The sequence below is a fragment of the Ralstonia nicotianae genome, from assembly GCF_018243235.1.
Lineage (GTDB): Bacteria > Pseudomonadota > Gammaproteobacteria > Burkholderiales > Burkholderiaceae > Ralstonia > Ralstonia nicotianae.
In genome coordinates this window covers 1,609,331-1,625,524 of the sequence record NZ_CP046675.1, presented here as the reverse complement: position 1 = coordinate 1,625,524, position 16,194 = coordinate 1,609,331, and the positions used below count along the sequence as shown (strand labels likewise).

At 67.9% G+C, this 16,194-nt stretch carries 11 protein-coding genes; 6 read left to right on the top strand and 5 right to left on the bottom strand.

Annotation, left to right across the window (positions count from 1 at the left end):
* Positions 1 to 13 precede the first annotated feature (13 nt).
* On the top strand, positions 14 to 2,524 hold the full coding sequence (gene pigE / locus GO999_RS23025) for a prodigiosin MAP biosynthesis aminotransferase PigE (RefSeq protein ID WP_089191149.1): 2,511 nt from the start codon (positions 14 to 16) through the stop codon (positions 2,522 to 2,524).
* A gap of 197 nt (positions 2,525 to 2,721) precedes the next feature.
* Here the strand turns inward: pigE and GO999_RS23020 are convergent, their stop codons facing one another.
* From GO999_RS23020 to GO999_RS23010, 3 genes are all read right to left on the bottom strand, one after another.
* Positions 2,722 to 3,276, bottom strand: a complete 555-nt coding sequence (locus GO999_RS23020; protein ID WP_011003514.1) for a disulfide bond formation protein B — start codon at positions 3,274 to 3,276, stop codon at positions 2,722 to 2,724.
* 42 nt (positions 3,277 to 3,318) lie between these two features.
* The gene (locus tag GO999_RS23015; RefSeq protein WP_016725406.1) at positions 3,319 to 3,474 is read right to left on the bottom strand and encodes a DUF5993 family protein; all 156 of its coding nucleotides are present in this window, start codon (positions 3,472 to 3,474) and stop codon (positions 3,319 to 3,321) included.
* A 606-nt stretch (positions 3,475 to 4,080) separates the two neighbouring features.
* The gene (locus GO999_RS23010; protein ID WP_016724828.1) at positions 4,081 to 4,671 is read right to left on the bottom strand and encodes a chorismate mutase; all 591 of its coding nucleotides are present in this window, start codon (positions 4,669 to 4,671) and stop codon (positions 4,081 to 4,083) included.
* Between the two features lie 145 nt (positions 4,672 to 4,816).
* Between GO999_RS23010 and pip the strand changes: the two genes are divergently transcribed.
* Both pip and GO999_RS23000 read left to right on the top strand, forming a co-directional pair.
* A complete protein-coding gene (pip, locus tag GO999_RS23005; protein WP_028861347.1) occupies positions 4,817 to 5,779 on the top strand; it encodes a prolyl aminopeptidase in 963 nt (320 codons plus the stop codon).
* A 173-nt stretch (positions 5,780 to 5,952) separates the two neighbouring features.
* The gene (locus tag GO999_RS23000) at positions 5,953 to 7,074 is read left to right on the top strand and encodes a beta-ketoacyl-ACP synthase III (RefSeq protein ID WP_020829564.1); all 1,122 of its coding nucleotides are present in this window, start codon (positions 5,953 to 5,955) and stop codon (positions 7,072 to 7,074) included.
* Positions 7,075 to 7,184: 110 nt separating this feature from the next.
* On the opposite strand, the gene GO999_RS22995 is transcribed toward GO999_RS23000, so the two are convergent.
* Complete coding sequence (locus GO999_RS22995; protein WP_249215092.1) at positions 7,185 to 11,498, bottom strand: hypothetical protein; 4,314 nt, start codon at positions 11,496 to 11,498, stop codon at positions 7,185 to 7,187.
* Positions 11,499 to 11,893: 395 nt separating this feature from the next.
* On the opposite strand from GO999_RS22995, the gene GO999_RS22990 reads away from it, so the two are divergent.
* Entirely contained in the window at positions 11,894 to 12,418 is a 525-nt protein-coding gene (locus GO999_RS22990; RefSeq protein ID WP_165592137.1) for a hypothetical protein, read from the top strand.
* Positions 12,405 to 12,644, top strand: a complete 240-nt coding sequence (locus GO999_RS22985) for a hypothetical protein (protein WP_223259843.1) — start codon at positions 12,405 to 12,407, stop codon at positions 12,642 to 12,644. Before GO999_RS22990 ends, GO999_RS22985 begins: the two co-directional genes overlap by 14 nt.
* A gap of 350 nt (positions 12,645 to 12,994) precedes the next feature.
* Here GO999_RS22985 and GO999_RS22980 read toward each other — a convergent pair whose 3' ends face one another.
* Positions 12,995 to 13,786, bottom strand: a complete 792-nt coding sequence (locus GO999_RS22980; RefSeq protein ID WP_211907208.1) for a sulfite exporter TauE/SafE family protein — start codon at positions 13,784 to 13,786, stop codon at positions 12,995 to 12,997.
* A 364-nt stretch (positions 13,787 to 14,150) separates the two neighbouring features.
* On the opposite strand from GO999_RS22980, the gene GO999_RS22975 reads away from it, so the two are divergent.
* Positions 14,151 to 16,178 (top strand): type IV pilus assembly protein FimV, encoded by a 2,028-nt coding sequence (locus GO999_RS22975; protein ID WP_211906928.1) that lies wholly within the window; start codon positions 14,151 to 14,153, stop codon positions 16,176 to 16,178.
* Positions 16,179 to 16,194: the final 16 nt, after the last annotated feature.

Genomic DNA, 16,194 nt, shown 5'->3' with positions numbered 1-16,194 from the left:
GGCCCCCAAGACCATGAAATTTGGATTTATCGCCCATCCGACGTCCGTTGCTCTCAAGCGTCATGTGAAGATCGTCGACCTGCTGGAGCGAACCATCGCGGAGCAGGACCGCGGCTATCGCGACGACCGCTGGCAATGGCGCAACCTGGTTCCGTTCGCCGACTTCGGGCGCATCGTCAGCGCCCAGGGGGCGGTCTGCGAAGGCATCCTCCACTACATGCCGCTGACCGCCGAGGAGATGCTCTCGCAACCACGCGCCATCGCCCAGCGGGTGGTCGACGCGGTCGAGAGCCTCAAGGATCAGGGCGCCCAGGTGGTCGGCCTCGGCGGCTTCACCGCGATCGTCGGCAACCGCGGCCTGCAAACCCTGGAGCGCACCGGCATACCGGTCACCACCGGCAACTCGCTGACCGCCTACGCGGCCTACAGGAATGTGCTCGAGTCCATGGACCGACTCGGTGTCGAGCCCGCCGATACCGAGGTGGCGGTGGTCGGCTACCCGGGCTCGATCGCGCTGGTCATCGCCAAGCTGCTCGCCGGCCATGGCTGCCGCCTGTGCCTGGTGCATCGCGGCAGCGAAGCGCAGGGCCGCCAGGGGCTCGCCTACCTGCCGGAGTCGATGCACGCCCAGGTCCGCCTGAGCAATGACATCGAGCACTGCTACGAGCACGTGCAGTTCTACGTCGCGGCGACCTCCACCGGCGGCCTCATCGATCCGTATCGCCTGCGCCCCGGGTCGGTGGTGGTGGATGCGGCGCTGCCGCGCGACGTGAAGCCCTACCGCAAGGATCGCAACGACATCCTGATCATCGACGGCGGCCTGGTCTCGGCCAGCTCGGCGCTGCGCTTCGGCGCCGAAAGCATGGGGTTGGCGCCGAAGAAGTTTCTCAATGGCTGCCTGGCGGAAACCCTGATCCTCGGCCTGGAAGGTCGCGCCGAGGCGTTCTCGATCGGCCGCGAGCTGCCCGAAGACAAGGTGCTGGAAATCGGTCGCATCGCAGAGTTGCACGGCTTCTCGCCGTCGCCGATGGCGTCTTACGGCGAGCCCGTGGAGGATCGCCATTTCGCTGCGTTGCGGCCCTTCCATCGCCCGCGCACCCAGTCGCCGGCCGGCCTGGAAGGCGAATCGCTGCGCGAGCACGCGCTGCGCAGCTTCGGCGAACACATCAACCCGATCCTCCGCGATTTCTATGCGTTCAACCATATCGAACGGGTCTTCCAGCATGGTCGCGGCTGCACCCTCACCGACATCAACGGCCAGGCATTCCTCGACTTCGTCGCCGGCTATGGCTGCCTGAACACCGGCCACAACCATCCCCGGATCAAGGCGGCATTGCTGGACTACCTGCAGCGTGAGCATCCGACGTTCGTTCAATATGTCTCGGTGCCGCTGCAGACCAGCCAGCTCGCCCAGCGCCTGAGCGAGCTGGCGCCGGGGCGCATGGAACGGGTGTTCTTCAGCAACTCCGGCACCGAGGCGGTGGAGGCTGCCCTGAAGCTCGCCCTTGCCGCCATGAGCAAGCCGCGCGTGCTGTATTGCGACAACGGCTACCACGGCAAGACCCTCGGCGCCCTGTCGGTGACCGGCCGCGACAAGCACCGCACGCCGTTCAAGCCGTTGCTGCCGCGTTGCGACGCAATCCCCTTTGGGGATGCCGACGCGCTGGAGGCGGCCTTGCAGACCGGCGACGTCGGCGCCTTCATCGTCGAGCCGATCCAGGGCGAGGGCGGGGTGATCATTCCGCCGGACGGTTATCTGGCCAAGGTCCGCCAGCTCTGCTCGGCGTACGACTGCATCCTGATCCTCGACGAGATCCAGACCGGTCTCGGCCGCACCGGCAAGATGTTCGCCTGCGAATGGGAGGGCGTGGAGCCGGACATCCTGATCCTGTCGAAGTCGCTCTCCGGCGGCGCCGTACCGATCGGTGCGACCCTCTCGCGCAAGGCGATCTGGGACCGCGCCTACGGCAACATCGACACTTTCGCCCTGCACACCTCGACCTTCGGCGGCGGGAACCTGGCGGCGGCGGCGGGCCTGGCAACCCTCGATGTGCTGGCCGAGGAAGACCTGGCGGGCAACGCCGCGCGGGTCGGCGAAAGCCTCAGGCACCAGCTGACAGCGGCAACCCGCGACTATCCGTTCATCCGGGAAGTGCGCGGCCGGGGCCTGATGATCGCCATCGAGTTCAGCCACAGCTACGCCGGCGGCATCGAGGCCTTCATCCGCGAGTTCGCCAACCGCATGCCGGGCGATGCCGCGGCCACCTACCGGATGCTGTCCGGCAAGGCCAGGCAGCACATCCGCGCGGCCATCGAAGAAGTGGAGAAGAGCTTTGAGGAGATGTTCGTCCTGCGCTTCGTGACCAAGCTGTCCCAGGAGTACGGCATCCTCACCTTCGTCACCGCCAACAACAACCGGGTCATGCGCATCCAGCCTCCGCTGGTGCTCAACGAAGACCAGGCGCAATCCTTCGTCGATGCGTTCGCTCGTGTCTGCCACGACATGTCGACCTTCCTCGACTGATCTCGGCGCCGGATCGCAAGGGCTTGCGCCAGGGCGCTCGCAGGCGCTGCGCTTCTGATCCATCGGCACGTGCGTCACCGGCCGGCAATGGACAGCGGCTCGCACGAGCTTGACCGCAAGCCCGCGCTACCGGCAGACAGCAAAACGGGGCGGCCCGCCATCGGCAAGCCGCCCCGCCCATCCCATCCCGGCGCGCTTCAGCGGCCGAGCAGATCGTAGATGACCGGATCGTCCGCGCACATGCCGCCGCCGCACTCAAGGAAGGTGCCGAGGACATTGCCCAGCGTCAGCACGGTCAGCAGGGCCACCGCCGCCAGGGCCGCGCGCGACATCGGCGCGCGCTTGGCAGGCCCCTCGTCCGCCTCGGGCGAACGCTCCAGCAGCAGCAGGATCGCCGTGCCCGCGATCATCACCGCGAACGCGATGAACGCCAGGGTATAGAGGTGCAGACCCCACAGCGCTTCGCCGTAGGTGCCGGTGCCGGGCACGATATGCAGCAGGATCTGGCGGCCGGCGATGGCGGCGCCCGCCAGCGACGCCAGGATCATCAGCGCGTAATGCGCCGGCCGCGCACCGAAGCGGAGATTGAGCGCCAGGCCCACGCCCGCGGCAATGAAGCACCCGCGCTGCAGCAGGCACAGCGGACATGGCAGGTCGTGCAGGACGATCTGGTGGACAAAGGCATACAGCAGGACGGCGCTCACGCCGAAAAGACCCGCCGTGTTGAGTCGGACCGAAAGCGAGGAAGACATGGGAGATCGGATTCTTGTAATGAATGGAGAATGGGCCGGCTTTTACAGCACGATATTCAAGGTGCTGGTCGCATGCATGCGGAACAGCACCAGGACAGCGGCAATACCGAGCGCCCACAAGCCGAGTCCGATTCTCTGCTGGCCGCGCAGAATGCCGCATAGCCCGATAAAAAAAATGAGAAAAGGCAATACCATCATGGGTGGATTTTCCTTTAACGAGAAATGAATTGAGTGGTCGTCCCGGCGCCATGCCGAACACGGCATGCATGCCGCGAACCCGGTTGATTCCGGCGTATGTGAAGCGCACCGGCAAATATCGGGGATGACCGATCGGGTCTACCCCCCAAAAGCGGGGTGAATAGTATGCGTGCCGATTTCCGGCATTTTTCAACAAATCTCAAATCCCATTATTCTTGAAATATCCGCATCTGGTCGCCATTTTCCATGCGATTCAAAAATCACATCATTATTTTGAATCAGGAATATTTACAATGAATTCAGCCGATCAATACATTGCCGGTCTCGGCGCGGCCGTGCCTGATCCGCGATTGCGGCGCGGATGCGTCCGGGCGGGCGCGGCCGAATTCCGTGGGATGAAGATGGGGTCCGGCTGGAAGGCTGCCGCCACACCGGTGACGCAGCGTGGCTGGACGAGCCGGGCCGGCGCGCTGCGGGCGGGCGGGTTACGGCCCGGGCTGCGGCCGTGGCGGGCGCTGCGGCGACGGGGCAGGCCCCGCCGTGGTGAATGCGGTTCCGGCGGCCCGTGTCATGCCGGGCCGCCGCTTGCGTCCGATGGGTCTGTGGTCAGCGCTTGACGCACAGACGCGCCGTCGCGCGGTCCAGTGCAACGCGATGCAGCGCATCGAGCGACCGCTCCCGCGCCACCTGGCCCGCCGCGATGGCGGCCTGCGCCTGGCAATCCGGCGCGCGGCGCAGCGATGCGGTATCGCGCAAGCCCGCCAGGATCGAAGCCTGCAGCGTGTCCAGCCGCGGGCGGATGACATCGCGCAGGCTCTGCCGCGGCGCGGACGGCGCCGCGCCGTCACGACGCCAGCCGTTGAGCAGGGCGTACTGGACGGTCTTGTTGGCTTCCATCTGGTCGGCGAACACGCTGGAGACCTCCTCGGCCGTCAGCCCATACGCGGGCGCCTGGCCGGAGACGTTGGCGATCACCTTGGCTTCGCGCTCGGGATCGTAGACGGACTGGCCCGTGTCCCACTTGCTCAGGGCCACCTGGTCGGCCGTGGTGAGGCGGTCTGCGAGGCCGCGCACCAGCGGCGCAAAGGCGTTTTCCTGCGTGCCGGCGCCGGTCGCCGCGCAGCCCGCGGTCAGCCACAGGGCGCAGGCGAGTGCCGCGGTTTGCCGGATACCCGGACGCTTGAGAATGGTCTTCATAGCGAATGCGTGTCGATGGCGGAATGCCATGCTCTGTTTGCGAAGGATGGCAATGATAGCGATGCCGGTGCGTGCCCGCACCTCCCGGCCTCGCGGGCGCGGGCGCTACACTCGCCACTCCACCATCCATCCTGGGAATCCCGCCATGCCCGAGCTGCGCACCCTCTACCCCGCCATCGAACCGTATGAGACCGGCCAACTCGATGTCGGCGATGGGCACAGCGTCTACTACGAGCGCGTCGGCACGCCCGGCGCCAAGCCGGCGGTGTTCCTGCACGGCGGGCCGGGCGGCGGCATCTCGGCGGACCATCGCCGGCTGTTCGATCCGGCACGCTACGACGTGCTGCTGTTCGACCAGCGCGGCTGCGGCCGCTCCACGCCGCACGCAGGGCTGGAGGCCAACACCACCTGGCACCTGGTGGACGACATCGAGCGCCTGCGCGCGCTGGCCGGCGTGGCGCGCTGGCTGGTATTCGGCGGCTCGTGGGGCTCGACGCTGGCGCTCGCGTATGCGCAGAAGCATCCCGGGCGCGTCAGCGAACTGGTGCTGCGCGGGATCTACACCGTGTCGCAGGCCGAGCTCGACTGGTACTACCAATACGGCGTGTCGGAGCTGTTCCCCGAGAAATGGGCGCGCTTCCAGGCGCCCGTTGCGCCAAGCGAGCGCGGCAACATGATCGCCGCCTACCGCAAGCTGCTGACCGACAGCGATCCGCAGAAACAGATCGAGGCCGCCCGCGCATGGAGCGTGTGGGAAGGCGAGACCATCACCCTGCTGCCCGATCCGTCCAACAGCGCCAAGCACGCGGAAGACCATTTCGCGCTGGCCTTCGCGCGGCTGGAGAACCACTACTTCACGCACCGCTGCTGGCTGGAGGACGGACAGCTGCTGCGCGATGCGCACCGCCTGGCCGGCATCCCCGGCGTGATCGTGCACGGCCGGTACGACATGCCCTGCCCCGCGCGGTACGCCTATGCGCTGCACCAGGCATGGCCGGACGCCGCGTTCCACCTGATCGAGGGCGCCGGGCATGCCTGGACCGAGCCCGGCATCCTGGACCGGCTGATCGCGGCGACCGACCGGTTCGCGGCATCGCACGGCCGCTGAGCGAACGCCGTCGACCCGGCGGCGCGGAAAGCGCGGGACCGCGGCGATTGACGGATGACAACCACCCGCGCCAACACCCTATCGCGCGGCCCCTTCACCCCACTTCAAACGCCCGTCCTCCACCGGCCCGCCGTGCTATCGTCGCCGCCACGCAAATTTCACGCACGTACGCTATGCATGATGTCGTCATCAGCGGCACCGGCCTGTGGGTCGCGCCGGAGGTCATCACCAACGCAGAACTGGTCGCGTCCTTCAACGCCTATGCCCGGCGCTACAACGAAGCGAACGCCGACGCCATCGCTGCCGGCGAACTGGCCGCCGTGGCCGAGTCTTCGGTGGAATTCATCGAGAAGGCATCGGGCATCCGGCAGCGCTACGTGATCGACAAGGCGGGCGTGCTCGACCCGGCGCGCATGCGGCCGCGCCTCGCGCCGCGCGGCGACGACACCCTGTCGCTGCAGGCCGAGATCGGCGTGGCGGCGGCGCGCGAGGCGCTGGCGGCCGCCGGCCGCGATGCCGCCGACATCGACATGCTGATCTGCTCCGCCGCCAACATGCAGCGCCCGTATCCGGCCATGGGCATCGAGATCCAGAACGCCCTGGGCGCCGGCGGCTACGCCTTCGACATGAACGTCGCCTGCTCGTCCGCCACCTTCGGCCTGGAGCAGGCGGTCAACGCCGTGCGCACCGGCTCGGCGCGCATGGCGCTGATGGTGAACCCCGAAATCACCTCCGGCCACCTGGCCTGGCAGGACCGCGACTGCCATTTCATCTTCGGCGACGTGTGCACCGCCGTGGTGGTCGAGCGCGCCGACGACGCGCGCGCCCGCGACCAATGGCACGTGCTGGGCACCCGCATGGCGACCCGCTTCTCCAACAGCATCCGCAACAACGCCGGCTTCCTGTCGCGCAGCGAAGACCGCCACCCCGACGACCGCGACCAGCTCTTCCGCCAGGAAGGCCGCAAGGTGTTCAAGGAAGTCTGCCCGATGGCCGCGGAGCACATCGCCGGCCACCTGCAAGCGCTCGGCCACGCGCCGGCGGACGTGCGCCGCTTCTGGCTGCACCAGGCCAACCTGGGCATGAACCAGCTGATCGGCAAGCGCCTGCTGGGCCGCGATGCCACGGCGGACGACGCGCCGGTGATCCTGGACGAATTCGCCAACACCGCCTCGGCCGGTTCCATCATCGCCTTCCATCGGCATCGCGGCGACCTGCGGCCGGGCGATCTGGGGGTGATCTGCTCGTTCGGGGCGGGGTATTCGATCGGGAGCGTGGCGGTGCGCAAGCGCTGACCGGACGGTCGCGGGCGGCGCACCCTTGCACGAAGCGGGAGGGGCCGGCGCCGTACCGCCTCATCCACCCGCGCGGCCATGCCGGACCTCGCCCCTCGGCCGACGGCCCGTCACTTGGCTTTGCCCTTGCCCTTCGTCCCCTTGCCTTTGCTCCTGGATGGCTGGGCGCGCGACGCCCCCGCCAGCGCGTTCAATCGATCGATCAGCCTCGTCTGGGCCCGCGCGACGCCGACACCCAGGGTGACGTCCTCGAGCTTCAACGACGCCCGGTAGGCCTGGTCGCCCGTTGCTTCAGCGTACCGCACCAGGCGACCCTTGCTCTTTCCAAGATCGTCTTCAATCTCCGCCAGCATGGTCGACATCCCCTGCAATACGTCCCGGCTGGCGTGGTCAATGCTGACAGCGGCCACGTCCAGGGTCGCGCGCATCCACGCACGCTGCGTCATGTCCGTCTCGACGATGGCGCGCCATTCCAGCGAATCGACCAGCTCGTGGACAAAGTTCGTTTCCGCGTCGATGGCCTCGCGCGTGTCGCCGATGGCAGGCTTCGCTTCGATCAGGCCTACGACGCGCTCGCACGCCTCATAAAGCCTGTCGACAATGTCGTCGTGGATGCCCTGGATGGCATCCGCTTCCCGCACGTAGGCGCTGGCGTCGCCGGCGGGCTGCCGGATGCGCGACTGCGCGTTACGCCGCCCCGCCGCCAGATCGGCCAGCGTCTGCACGCAGAACCGCATGTACTCGGCCAGGAACTCGCAGCGGCTCACGGCGGCGCTGAGGAGCGCGGCCTCGCTATTCGGGCTCGCGGATTCCGGGGCGTCGCCAAGCGTCACGGTGTCGACAAAGGCCTCGCCGGCCTTCGCGCCCGCGGCCTGCACCTCCGCGGCGATCTTGCCCAGTGCCTTGGCCCGCTGCGCCAGATTCGCCTCGCCCATTGCGGGCGCCGCGCGCTCGTGGCAGCGGATCAACTCCGCTGTCAGGCGACCGGCCGCCGCGATCCCGCGCAAGAGCAGCGCTGACCCGGCCTGCTTTCGGGTCAGCGCCGCCGGGACGCCGGGCGGCAAGGCAAGCAGGCCCTCGCGCCGCTGCTCCAGGCGCAGCGCGGCCATGTCGGCGGCCGCGGCCATCGCGGCGTCGGACGGCTCCTCGGCCGTACCGGCGGACGTGATGCCTGGCCCTGTGACCGCCTTCGGATCGACGAGTGCCCTCAGCCTGTGCTCGACGCGGGTGGCCGCCGCCCAGATATCGGGCGACACGCTGGTGCACAGCGTGCTCACCTCGCGGCGCTCGATGCGGTGCGCGGTGTGCACCAGCTGCATCCGCAGATCCGCGCAGAACGTCGAAAACGCGTGCAGGGCCGGCTTCAATGCCGATGCTGCGCCGGCCCCGGCCTCCTTGGCCAGCGTCACCACTTGCAGAAGGTGGGCGGCGGTGGGCAACAGTTGTTCCGGCTGCGCCAATGGCTGGCGCGTGATGCGGAGGAAAGCCTGCAGCGCGGTGAACGGCGCGACCATCCGGGCAGCATCGATACCGCTCGCGCGCAGCGCAACGGGTACGTCCTCGACGCAACTGCGCATGTGCTGGCAACCATCCGCCACGTGGATGCCCAGTTCGTCCGGCACGTGCATCCGCGCCATCAGCTGGGCGACGGTCTGCGCGTCGCGAACCTGCCCCAGGCTGCCGCGCACCTGCTCCCACATCGCGGCGAAGACCCGGCCGGCCATGGCTTGCATCTTGCCGACGCCTGCGTCATACCCCTGGCGGATCTCCGCATGCAATGCCTGCACGTCCGGCGCCGACAGCGCCTCGCTCGGCCAGCCCGAGGCCGCGACCGCCTCGAACGCCTGCCGGGCCCTGCCGAAGACCTCCACGGTGCGATGCCATAGACCGAATGCCCTGACCTGGTCGTCCACCGACAACGCACCCGCTTCATGCGACTGCGCAAGCGCGGCAAGACGCCTTGCGGACTCGATGCCGGGCGTCAGATGCGCGATCAGCTCCGTCAGCGCCACGCCCACAGCGCGCTCCGAAACGCCGGGCTCGTCGATCAACATGGGTTCGGGGGCCGCCGCTGCCGGCATCTCGCCTTTCAGCGCCGGCCCCAGCAAGGCGATCGTCTTGACGATCTCGGCGCTCATGGCTGCCGACATCGCGCGTCGGGCCGCTTGCGCCTCCGGCCGCAGCCGGTTGAGCAAGGCGAGGGGGAGCACCCCGCCCCCGGCCGAGACGAGCTGCGCCGCATCCCCGTGGATGATGTTCAGTTGGTCATTGAACTCCGCCTGGATGGGGACGTCACGAAACGGCAACGTGGCAAGCGCCTCTGCATTGCCCAATGCGAGCGCACGCTGCAACGGTTTCAGCACGACGTCGAGCGACTTCGGATGGCCCGCATCGAACGATTGCCGCCCGCCCTTGAAACGCCAGATGCCATCCAGCAGACCGTGCGTGATCTCAAGCCGCGTGGCCTGCGCTTCGCACTCCGCCTCGGCGGTCTCCAGCGGCGTGACGAAATCGCCCGGCAGATTCAGCTTGAGCGCGGCATCGCGGGCGGACCGATAGTGATCCGATGCCGCCTGCCAGGCCTGCGCGGCATCGTCGCAGTCCAGCCTCATGTCGTTGAGCCGCCGGAAATTGGAATCGACGTTTTCGCTCCCGGGCAAGAACGCATCCTTCAGTTGCTCGGCCGACGCGCCTGGATAGCGCTCGGCTGCCTCGGCGCGCAATCGTCCTGCCGCTTCCACCAGAGCGAGTACGTCTTCGGCCGTGGCGGCCTCGCGCACGCGCGCCTTCAGGTCGCGCAGTTGCGCCGCGCGCGCGGCGGGATCGGCGTGGAAACGGATCAGCCTATCGTCTTCTTCGTCCGAGGACATCGCCTCCGCATCGTCGATCGACATGGCGTCGCTCTGCCCGGCGGCCAGGGCTTCGGACGCGCCGGCCTGGGGCCACATGGCGCGCAGCCGGTCCGCCAGCGCATCCGGCAAGGCCGACGAAGCGGCGCGGGGCGACGGCGGCAGGTCGTCTTCGGCCGACCACACAGCATACGGATCCGGCGCGGTTGCGATCAGCATGCCTGCGTTGGTGGGCGACACGACATAGGCCCTGGGCCTGACACGGTTGAGCGTCTCCAGCACGGCAGACTTGATCGCATCGCCGCCATGCTGGCCGACAATATAGTGCGTCTCGCCATTCAGATTGCCGCGATGCCCGTGGTAGCTCATCAGCGCCAGGGCGACCGGCGCGGCCACGCCGACGGGGCGGCTCGATGGCGCCGGTTCGCGGAAAACGAGATTGGCATGGAAGTCCAAGGTGTTCGCCCGCGCGTCATACCCGGCATCGGGCAGCACGACCTCGTCCTGGATGGCCTGGGCGACCAGCCACCGGGCGCGATCCGCCTGCCCCGCACCCATGCAAGCCGAGATCGCGGCGCTGTAGGTGATGACGTTCGGGCGCAGGGCCGGATCGCTCTGGCCCAGCACCCTGAGCTCGTCCAGCAGCGCCAGCGCCTCGTCCACCCAGCCGGCCTTCTCGCACGCCGAGATCGTCGCGCTGTAAGTCACGACGTTCGGCCGCATGATCGGATCGTGGGCGGCGAGCGCCTTGAGTTCGCCCAGCAGCGCCACCGCATGGTCGGCCCGGCCGGCTTTCTCGCACGCCGAGATCGCCGCACTGTAGGTCACGACGTTCGGCCGCATCATCGGATCGTCGCTGTCGATCGCCTTGAGTTCATTGAGCAGGACCAGCGCTTCGTCCATGCGCCCGGCCTTCTCGCACGCCGAGATCGCCGCGCTGTACGTCACGACGTTCGGACAGATGCCGGCGTCCTTGACGGCGGCGAACAGCGCCATGGAGCGCGCAAAGTCGCCGCCGATCCGCAGCAGGGACGTCGTGAGCTTCAGGACCTCGTCCGCCGGGCATCCCTCGTCGGCATACGTTGCGATCGCGGCGGCATTCGAACGCGGATCGCCAACCTGGGATGACGCATCCACACCACCGTCCGCCGGCTCCGGACGTTTCGGCAGCGCCATCGTGCTCCGCCTGAACCCCGCATTCGATGCGCTGCCCAGCACGGACCAGCGGTTGGCGGCCAGCGGCGCGAGCGTTTCGTTGGAAGCGCGTACGGCGCGGCTGCCCTCCGGCCGCGGCGCCGACGCCTGCCCCGAGGCCGGCTGCTGCTGCATGTCGGGGGCGTCGGGTGCATGGCGTACGCGCTGGTCACCGATGTTGGAACGCCACATGGGTTCGTGCTCCGGATGGAAAGGGGAAGACGTGGGGCCCGACGCGCGCAAGCGGCTTCGCTGTTCCGGCGCCGATGGGGTCGCCCGCATCGCCGGATGCGCAGGGAAATCGGCATTTATAGATCGGTTGCCGGGCAGCGGCTCCAGGCTATGCGAAACCGCAGTTCGGAAACCGATGCGACCGGGCACGCGGCGCGTGCCGTGGCGTTTGGGGGCGGTGGATGCGTGAAAGCGTGTTCTTCAGGGGTGGACGGGGGCTGTGCAGCGGGTTGGGCGCGGTTTATCGTCGCGGGCGGCGCTGCCGGCACCCTGGCGATTGGATGAATCGTCGCTTACGCATTGCCGCGACGAAACATCGGAACATGCCGTTTCGCAAGATATGGAATGCCAGCGAAATCGCTGACAATGGCGACCACATCACCCATCCGGGAACGACAGTGGGCGCATCCAATTGCGACCTCCCACTAGCGTGGTCTTTACTCGGCATCCATTGGAAAGTTGCAGCAAGCTGGGGGATTCGATCAAGCGGCCGTCCAAGCGCTATACGACTCTCTGCTCTCGGATAAGACAACCGAATAGACAGAATGAAGTTACGTCCCACCACGGTCACCTTCGACGACGTGTCGCAGCGTATCTACCATCCGGCCACCCGGTATCACCCCGAAACGACATCGTTCAATTTCACCGCCAACGGCAAGCGGGAATATGCCGTGAGCATAGAAGGCAATGTCAAGGTTCAGAACGGCATGACCGTCACGGCTCTGCTTGGAGAGCCGGGCAACTGGCAAACGTTGCGGGGCTGGGTAGACCATGAAACGGGGACGATATCAGGCATCCGCCCGCCCTCATTGACTGTCTTGCATGCCGCGCTTTGTGTGTTGCCGATTGCGCTCACGCCGATGTATGTCATGCCTCTGTTTGGTGTCGGGGAATGGGAGCCGCGTGCCGCGTTGTCGGTCATATTTGGCATGGCCGTGCTGTTAGCCGTCTTCAATCTTTCGCGCGCGTGGAAGGCGCGGACAGCACTGAAGATGCTGCGTGGACTCAAGTCTGTGGACACAGCACAGCAAGCCGTAGTGTCGGCCGAAGCGGGTCATGATGGCGCCTGAACTGGAGCAAGAAGTCACGGCCATGAGCCGAGAGGCAAATAACGCCGACATCATCGGCGCACGCTTTTACCGGCGCGACGCCACGATTTATCAGCTATCCAGCACAGTCAACCATATTGTTGGCTACTGGATCAGCAAGCATTTCAAGCCGATACCCATGCTCGTTTCTCGTGGTCGGAGCCTTGCGCATGAGTTCGTGCCTGGCAATCCGGAGGCAGAGGCCTAATACGCGTTCGTCATGCGGCATTTCGATGCCGTGGAGGTAGCGTTGCAGTCGGACGGATTGTGGGTGGACTCCCCCTGATCCCAAACAGTCCGCGCATCGATGACCGGCGTCGGCTGCGGATTCAACCGACGGGCGTACCGCCAACCGGGCTCAGCCGGTTATCCAGCCATCAGATGGTCAAGTCGAGACCACTGCACTTGCAATCGGGAATGCCTCAGCATGGCCACCGATGGGCCACAGCCTATCGGGTCCGAGGCCGTCTGCGCCGAGGTCGATTGCCACCCTGGTGCTTCCGGATCGCGCCTGAAACGCCCTTCACATGAAGCGCGCCTGCTTCGGGCTCGCCAGGATCACGCCCCCTCCACCAGCATCGCCGCCGCCGCCCCCACCAGCACCGCGCAGAACACCAGCCGCAGCCGCATCGGCGAGAACCGGTGCGCCAGCGCCACGCCCCACGACACACTGGCCATGCCGCCGAGCGCCAGCGGAATGCCGGTGCCCCAGCTGACATGGCCGGCATGGGCGTAGGTGGCGAGCGCGATCAGCGAGCCCGGCACCACCAGCGCCAGCGCCATGCCCTGGGCGCGCGTCTGCGACATGCCGAACAGCGTCACCAGCGCCGGCACCACGACCAGCCCGCCGCCCACCGTGAAGATGCCCGACATGCCACCGCTGGCGATGCCCAGCAGCGCGATCGCGGCGGGCGGCATGGCGCGGGGCGCCCCGGGTTCGGGGTGGGCGGCGGCCGGCTCCGCGTGGGGCCGGTCCTGGAGCTGCGAGGCAAAGTAGACCGCCAGGACAATCAGGAACCAGGCGAAGGCCGTGCGCAGGTGATCGGCATCAAGCCCCGCCGCGAATCGCGCGGCCACGTAGGTCGATGCCATCGCGACCGCGCACAGGGCCGCCACCGAGCGCAGATGCACCGGATGCCGCTGGTGGTAGCGCAGGAAGCCGATCAGCACGTTGGGGGCGATCATCACCAGGGCCGTCCCCTGGGCCAGGTGCTGATCCATCCCGTACAGATAGCCGAGGATGGGGATCGCGATCAGGCCCCCGCCGATGCCGAGCAGGCCGCCGGCCACACCCAGGCCCAGCCCGAGCAGCAGATTTGTCAGAACCGTCAGGACCAGGTGATGCGCCATACCAACAGAAAGGCCCGCGCCCTGGCGCCGACCCGATTTGATGACAAAAGAGCGCAGCATTGTAGCGCCGCCCTCGCCCGCCCGCTCGTCCCCGCCGCCGCCCGGCGGGCGGTGCGGCCAGGCATCCGGACGGCAGACATGGCCGTCGCGGCAGCGGCTCGGCATGCCGTACGCAGACCCGCCGAACGCCTTGGAAAACCGACGGCCGGCCCGGTGGCAGTGTCGCGCGCGCCCCAATAATCCCGACTTTCTGGGTCGAAAAAACACGTCTTGACACTTTGGTGCGCCCGTTTTAGGTAAGATTGCCGGCGCAAATTCATTGATGCTGAGTTCATCGGCACGTCAAAAGAACGGGGAATGAAGGGTGAGGGTGAGCCAATTTCGCCAGAGAGAGTCGTTCCATCGCAGTCCTCGCTGGCCGGCCGTCGCGATCGCCGTGGCAATCCTGCTGCTGGTCCAGCCCACCGCGCACGCGGCCGGCTTCGGCGCTTTGCGCGTGCGTTCCAATCTGGGACAGCCGCTGCAGGCCGAGATCGAGCTGATCAACGTCACCGAGGAAGAAGGCCAGCATCTAGCTGCCAGGCTGGCCTCGCCTGATGCGTATCAACGCGCCGGCCTGACCTACAACCCGATCGTCTCGACGCTGCGGACCTCGCTGGTGCACCAGCCCGACGGCAGCTACGTGGTGCGGGTGCGTTCCGCCCAGCCCATCGGCGAGCCGATCGTCGACATCCTGGTCGACCTGGGCTGGGGCGCCGGCCGACTCTCCCGCGCCTATACCTTCCTGCTGGACCCGGCGAGCTCCGGCAGTGCGATCCAGAATGCCACGCCGATACAGGTGCCGCAGGCGATGACGCCGAAGGTGTCCGAACCCGCGCCGGCGCCGGCCGCCACACCGCGAGTCCGGATCGCCGCGCTGGTGCCGCAGCATGCCGCCCGTCCGGCGCGCCAGGCCGCCCGCCCGCGGCCCGCCCCGGCCACAACGGATGCCGCGCCCGGCAGGACATACACCGTGCGGCCCGGCGACAGCCTCTACGACATCGCGTCGAACGCCGCGCCAGGCCAGGACGCCGCGTCGCGGAACCAGATGGTGCTTGCGCTGTACCGCAGCAATCCCGACGCGTTCATCGGCGGCAACATCAATCGCCTGCGCGTCGGCTCCGTGCTGAACATGCCGCCGGCTGGCAACACGCTGGTCCTGACGATGAGCGACGGCATCGGGCAAACCGCCGGTTCTGCCGGCTCCGACGCCGACCGCAGCCGGCCGGCCCCGGCCGCTGCGGCACCAGTGGCCGACGACCGCGCGCTCAAGGCAATGGAATCGCGCGTGGCCGAGCTCGAGAAGAGCCTTGCCGAGATGCAGCACCAGCTCGCGCTGAAGAATGCGGAGCTCGCCAGGGCCGCCGCGAGCGCGCCGCCCATGCCGGCCGCCAGTGCGCCGGCGCCGCAGGCCGAGACGCAGTCGTCGGCCCCGGCAGCGCAGGCGCAAGCGCTGGCCGCTCCGGCTGCGCCGATCGAGACGGCGGCCAGCGCGTCGCCACCGGTGACCGAAGCTTCCACGCCCGCCGCCGCGCCCGAACAGGCACCGGTAGCCGCCGTCGCGCAGCCACGGGCCCCGAAGGCATCGTGGCTCTCGTCGTTGCCGGTCGTCTCGCTGGCGCTGGGCCTGGTGGCGCTGCTCGGCGGCTGGGTGGTGTATCGCCGGCTCCAGCAGACGCCGGTACGCACGCACGGCTTCCAGAACAGCCTGCTGTCGCGGGAAAACACCGTGATCGCCGATGCCAACTCGCTGTTCGGCCCGGCCGGCGCCCAAAACATCAACACGTCGCAGCACAGCGTGTTCGGGACCGATTTCCGCGTCGGCAGCGGCAACGAGAACAACGACGTCGATCCGATCGCGGAAGCCGATGTCTACATCGCCTACGGCCGCGACGTGCAGGCCGAGGAAATCCTGCGCGAGACGCTCGAACAGCATCCGGAGCGCCAGGCCATCCGCCTCAAGCTGATGGAGATCTTCGCCAACCGCCAGGATGCGCAGGGCTTCCAGGGCATCGCCGAAGACATGCTGGCGCGGGTCGGCGCCGCCTCTGCCGAATGGGCCGAGGCCGCCGCGCTGGGCCGCACGTTCGACCCGGACAATCCGCTGTACCTGACGGTGCAGGGCGATGGCCCGAATGCGGACGCGGCAGCCATGCCCGTCGCGCCCGCCCCTCCCGCGGAAGCAGCGGACGCCGCTGCCGCCGAACCAGCCGAGGTCCCCGAAGCGCCCGAGGCGCCGGCCACGGCGGACGACCTGCCCCGCCACAGCCTGGAACTGCTGGCCACGCCGGATCAGGACCCTGCGGCATCGGCCAAGGTGCCACGGTTGCCTGACCTGGAACTGTTGCCCTAACGCACACCATCGATCG

Coding starts and splice junctions, on each gene's coding strand:
- pigE (WP_089191149.1), top strand. CDS start 14: ATGAAATTTGGATTTATCGCCCATCCGACGTCCGTTGCTCTCAAGCGT.
- GO999_RS23020 (WP_011003514.1), bottom strand. CDS start 3,276: ATGTCTTCCTCGCTTTCGGTCCGACTCAACACGGCGGGTCTTTTCGGC.
- GO999_RS23015 (WP_016725406.1), bottom strand. CDS start 3,474: ATGATGGTATTGCCTTTTCTCATTTTTTTTATCGGGCTATGCGGCATT.
- GO999_RS23010 (WP_016724828.1), bottom strand. CDS start 4,671: ATGAAGACCATTCTCAAGCGTCCGGGTATCCGGCAAACCGCGGCACTC.
- pip (WP_028861347.1), top strand. CDS start 4,817: ATGCCCGAGCTGCGCACCCTCTACCCCGCCATCGAACCGTATGAGACC.
- GO999_RS23000 (WP_020829564.1), top strand. CDS start 5,953: ATGCATGATGTCGTCATCAGCGGCACCGGCCTGTGGGTCGCGCCGGAG.
- GO999_RS22990 (WP_165592137.1), top strand. CDS start 11,894: ATGAAGTTACGTCCCACCACGGTCACCTTCGACGACGTGTCGCAGCGT.
- GO999_RS22985 (WP_223259843.1), top strand. CDS start 12,405: ATGATGGCGCCTGAACTGGAGCAAGAAGTCACGGCCATGAGCCGAGAG.
- GO999_RS22980 (WP_211907208.1), bottom strand. CDS start 13,786: ATGGCGCATCACCTGGTCCTGACGGTTCTGACAAATCTGCTGCTCGGG.